The 5,584-nt window shown below is 73.1% G+C and carries 1 protein-coding gene; it reads right to left on the bottom strand.

From position 1 onward, the window contains the following. The coding region (locus QWU11_RS46935) for a non-ribosomal peptide synthetase (RefSeq protein WP_290121111.1) at positions 1-5,517 on the bottom strand (5,517 nt) is incomplete at its 3' end. Positions 5,518-5,584 lie beyond the last annotated feature (67 nt).

Below are 5,584 nucleotides of genomic sequence, written 5' to 3'. Positions count from 1 at the left end.
CTGCATGGCCACGAGCGGGTCCTCGACCGTGACCAGGCGGTGACGGCCCGCCGGCAGGTCCTCCATCACCTCTTCCGAGGTCAGCGTCAGCACCGCGCCGCTGTCAGACTGCACGAACGCCACCCGCTCCGCAGGCTGACCCGGATCGATCGGCACATACGCCGCGCCCGCCTTCCAGACACCGACGATCGCCGTCACCACCTCCAGACCCCGCGGCAGGCAGATACCCACGACCGACTCCGCGCCGACACCCTGCGCCCGCAGGAAGTGCGCCAACTGATTGGCGCGGGCGTCCAGCTCCGCGTACGACAACTCCTCATCACCGGAGACCAGCGCCACCGCCTCCGGCACACGCACCACCTGACGACCCAACAACGTCGGCAGCAACGCCGGCGAGACCACCGTCGCGGTGTCGTTCCACTCCACGAGCACCCGGTGCCGTTCCTCCGGGCCTGCGATGTCGACCGTGCCGACCCGCGTCGACGGGTCGTCGGCGAGCGCCGTCAGGACGCGTACCCAGCCGCCCGCGACGCGTTCGGCGGTGTGCTCGTCGAACAGGTCCGCCGCGACCGTCACCGCGCCCCGGACCCCGGCCGGGGCGCCGTGGTCGTCGAACTCCTCGCCGACCATCACGTCCAGGTCGAACTTGGCCGCCGGGCGGGCGCTCGGCACCCGCTCCCCCGCCAGTCCGGGCAGGTCGAGGACGGCCTCCGCCGTGTCGTGCATCGTGAGGACGACTTGGAAGAGCGGCTGCCGGGCCAGGGACCGGGCCGGGGCGAGCTCCTCCACGAGGCGTTCGAACGGCACGTCCTGATGCGCGTACGCCCCCAGGCTGGTCTCCCGCACCCGTCCCAGCAGCTCGGCGAACGTCGGGTCGCCCGACAGGTCGCTGCGGATCACCAGCGTGTTGACGAAACACCCGACCAGGTCATCCAGCGCCTCGTCCAACCGGCCCGCCACCGCTGAGCCGATCGGAATGTCCGTGCCGGCGCCGAGCCGCGACAGCAGGACGGCCAGCGACGCCTGCAGGGCCATGAAGACGGTCACGCCCTCCGTCCGCGCCACCTCCCGCAGCCGGGCGTGCACCGGGGCCGGCAGATCGAGGAGGACCTGGTGTCCCCGGTGCGAGGCCACGGCCGGGCGCGGCCGGTCGAACGGCAGCCCCGGTTCCTCCGGCGCCCCGGCCAGGGCCTCGCGCCAGTACGCCACCTGACGTGACACCACGCTGCCCGGGTCGCTGCGCTCGCCGAGCAGGTCGCGCTGCCACAGCGCGTAGTCCGCGTACTGCACCGGCAGCGGCTTCCACGTGGGGGTCCGGTCCTCGCGCCGCTCCGCGTACGCGGTCGACAGGTCGCGGAGCAACGGCGCCATCGACCAGCCGTCGGCGGTGATGTGGTGCACCATCAGGACGAGGGCGTGCTCGCACGGGCCGGTGCCGAACAGCCACGCCTTGATCGGCACCTCGGCCGACAGGTCGAAGGCGTGCCGGCTCGCCTCGGCGACGGCGCCGGGCAGGCGCTCGGGGGTGATCTCGGCGACCGCCGGTTCCCACGACAGCTCGCCGAGCGGTACGACGTGCTGGTACGGCTCGCCGTCGGCGACCGGGAACACGGTGCGCAGCGACTCGTGGCGGCCGATCACGTCGCGCAGCGCCGCGTTCAGTGCCCGCCGGTCCAGGTCGCCGGTCAGCCGTAGCACGACCGGGCTGTTGTAGGTCGGGCTCGGCCCCTCCAGCCGGCCGATGAACCAGAGGCGGCGCTGCGCGTAGGACAGCGGCACCCGGCCGGGCCGCTCCCCGGCCACCAGCGCCGCGCGCGCCTCGCCGGCGTCGGTGAGGTGGGCGGCCAGACCGGCCACGGTCGGTGTCTCGAACAGCGCCCGGATCTCCAGCTCGACGCCCAGCACCGCCCGTATCCGGCTCACCAGGCGCGTCGCCAGCAGCGAGTGCCCGCCGAGGGCGAAGAAGTCGTCCTCGACGCCGACGCGTTCGAGGCCGAGCACGTCGGCGAAGGCCTGGCAGAGGATCTCCTCCTCGATGCCCGCCGGTCCGCGTCCGGTGGCGGCGCTCGTCGCGTAGCCGGGTGCGGGGAGGGCCTTGCGGTCGAGCTTGCCGTTGCTCGCCAGCGGCAGCGCGTCCAGGGCGACGAACGCCGAGGGCACCATGTACTCCGGCAGACGACCCGCGGCGAACTCCCTGATCACGGCGGCATCGACCTCGGCCGGGACGACGTAGGCGACGAGGCGCCTGTCGCCGGGAGTGTCCTCACGAGCGACCACTACGGCCTGCGTGACCTGCGGGTGTGCGGCGATTACGGCCTGGACCTCGCCCGGTTCGACGCGGAAGCCGCGGATCTTCACCTGCTCATCGGCTCGGCCCGCGAAGACCAGCCGGCCTTCGGGGGTCCAGCGCGCCAGGTCCCCGGTCCGGTACATCCGCCCGCCGCCGTACGGGCACGCCACGAACCGCTCCGCGGTCAGACCCGGACGACCCACGTAACCCCGGGCCAGCTGGGCGCCCGCGATATAGAGCTCACCGGCCACCCCCACCGGGACCGGCTGCAAACGGGCATCCAGGACGTACAAGCGGGTGTTTCCCACCGGTGCGCCGATCGGCACCACATCGGACGCGGTCAGCCGTGCCGTGGCGACACCGATCGTGGCCTCGGTCGGGCCGTAGTGGTTGAAGACCTCACACCCACCGGCCAGCAGCTCCCCCACCAACTCCGGCGAAGCCGCCTCACCGCCCAGAACCAGCGACCGGCGCGGTGACACACCGCCCAGCGCCGCCACGTGCGAGGGCACCGCCTTGAGGTAATCGATCCGCTGATCGGCCAGATACGCCCGAACGGCGACGGGATCGGTCACCGTGTCCTCATCCAGGACATGCAGCTCGCCGCCGGACGTGAGGCCGGCGAACACCACCGTGTTCCCCAGATCCGTCACCTGCGCCTGCAACACCGCATACCGGCCAGGACCCTCGAAACCCACCCGCCCCGGCACCGACGCCACATAGTTCGCCAGGTTCGCGTGCGTGACCGCCACGCCCTTCGGGCGGCCCGTGGACCCGGACGTGTAGATGACATAGGCGACCTGACCTGGGGCGATCGACATCGGCAGCGCCTCGGCAGGCTGCGTCGCCACGAGCGGGTCATCGACCGTGACCAGGCGGTGCCGTCCCGCGGGCAGTTCCTCCATGACCTCGTCGGAGGTCAGCGTCAGGACGGCGCGGCTGTCCCGCTGCACGTAGGCGATCCGCTCGGCCGGCTGGTCCGGGTCGATCGGCACGTACGCCGCGCCCGCCTTCCAGACGCCGACGATCGCCGTGATCATCTCAACGCCGCGCGGCAGGCAGACGCCGACGACGGACTCGGCGCCGAGGCCCTGCGCCTTGAGGAAGTGCGCCAGCCGGTTCGCCCGCGCGTCCAGCTCCGCGTACGACAGCCGCGTGTCGCCCGCCACCAGCGCCACCGCGTCCGGGGTGCGCGCGACCTGCTCGCCGAACAGCCGCGGCACCAGCGTCCCCGGGACCGGCATCGCCGTGTCGTTCCACTCCGTGAGCACGCGACGGCGCTCGTCGGGGCCGAGCACGTCCACGGTGCTCACCGGCACCGACGGGTCTCCTACCAGGGCCGCCAGCACGCGTACGAGGCCGCTCGCGATCCGTTCGGCGGTGCGCTCGTCGAACAGGTCCGCCGCGACCGTGACCGCGCCACGGACCCCGGCCGGGCCGCCCGCGCCGTCGAACTGCTCCCCGACCATCACGTCCAGGTCGAACTTCGCGACGGGCTTGCCGAGGAACAGCGGCGCGGCGTCGACCTTCGGCAGCGCCAGGGTCGTCGAGACGCTCTCCTCGTCGGAGGAGGCGTTCAGTTTGGTGAGGACGACCTGGAAGAGCGGGTGCCGGGCCAGCGAGCGCGCCGGGGCGAGCTCCTCCACGAGGCGTTCGAACGGCACGTCCTGATGCGCGTACGCGCCCAGGCTCGTCTCCCGCACTCGCGCCAGCAGCTCGGCGAACGTCGGGTCACCCGACAGGTCGCTGCGGATCACCAGCGTGTTGACGAAACATCCGACCAGATCGTCCAGCGCCTCGTCCAGCCGGCCCGCCACCGCCGAGCCGATCGGGATGTCGGTACCCGCGCCGAATCGGCTGAGCAGGACCGCGACGGCCCCCTGCAGCACCATGAACACGGTCACGCCCTCGGCCCGCGCCAGGTCCCGGAGGCCGGCGTGGAGCTCGGCCGGGATCTCCAGTGCGGCGGTGAGCCCGCGGTGCGACGCCACCGCGGGGCGGGCGCGGTCGAACGGCAGTCCCAGCTCCTCGGGCGCTCCGGCCAGGGCCTCGTGCCAGTACGCCATCTGGCGCGCCAGCACGCTGCCGTCGTCGTTCTTGTCGCCGAGCAGTTCGCGCTGCCAGAGCGCGTAGTCCGCGTACTGCACCGGCAGGGGTGCCCAGACCGGCGGCCGGCCCTCGCGGCGCGCCGTGTAGGCCACCGACAGGTCCCGTGCCAGCGGTCCCATCGACCAGCCGTCACCGGCGATGTGGTGCACCACCAGCACGAGGACGTGCTCGTCCGGACCGGCGCGGAGCAGCCACGCCCGGATCGGCACCTCCGCCGACAGGTCGAAGGCGTGGCCGCTGGCCTCGGCGACCGCGTCGGCCAGGCGGCCCGGAGTGGTGCCGGCGAGGGTCAGCCGCCACGACAGCTCCTCCGGGGCCACGACGTGCTGGTACGGCTCTCCGCCGGCCGCCCGGAAGATCGTCCGGAGCGACTCGTGCCGTCCGATCACGTCACGCAGCGCCGCGTCCAGCGCCGTGCCGTCCAGCTCACCGGTCAGGCGCAGCACCAGCGGGCTGTTGTAGGTCGCGCTCGGTCCTTCCAGCTGCGCCAGGAACCACAGCCGACGCTGCGCGTACGACAGCGGCACGCGTTCCGGGCGCGCCACCGGCGTCAGCGCCACGCGCGCCCGGCCGGCGTCGGTGAGGCGGGCGGCGAGGCCGGCCACGGTCGGTGTCTCGAAGAGCGCCCGGATCTCCAGCTCGACGCCCAGGACCGCCCGCACCCGGCTCACCAGGCGCGTCGCCAGCAGCGAGTGCCCGCCGAGCGCGAAGAAGTCGTCCTCCACACCGACGTGGTCCAGGCCGAGCACGTCGGCGAAGGCCTGGCAGAGGATCTCCTCCTCGACCGTGGCCGGGGCCCGGCCGCTCGTCGTCGCGGCGGCGTAGCCGGGCGCGGGCAGCGCCTTGCGGTCGAGCTTGCCGTTGCTCGCCAGCGGCAGCCTGTCCAGGGCGACGACGGCCGAGGGCACCATGTACTCCGGCAGACGCCCGGCGGCGAACTCCCTGATCACGGCGGCATCGACATCGGCCGGGGTGACGTACGCCACGAGCCGCCTGTCTCCGGGAGTGTCCTCACGAGCGACCACCGCAGCCTGCGTCACCTGCGGATGTACGGCGAGTACGGCCTGGACCTCGCCGGGCTCGACGCGGAACCCGCGGATCTTCACCTGCTCATCCACCCGGCCCGCGAACACCAATTGCCCACCGGCCGTCCACCGCGCCAGATCCCCGGTCCGATACATCCGC

The organism is Actinomadura sp. DC4 (assembly GCF_030406325.1).
Classification (GTDB): domain Bacteria; phylum Actinomycetota; class Actinomycetes; order Streptosporangiales; family Streptosporangiaceae; genus Actinoallomurus.
The sequence above is the reverse complement of the archived record's forward strand: the minus strand, read 5'-3'. Positions and strand labels throughout refer to the sequence as shown.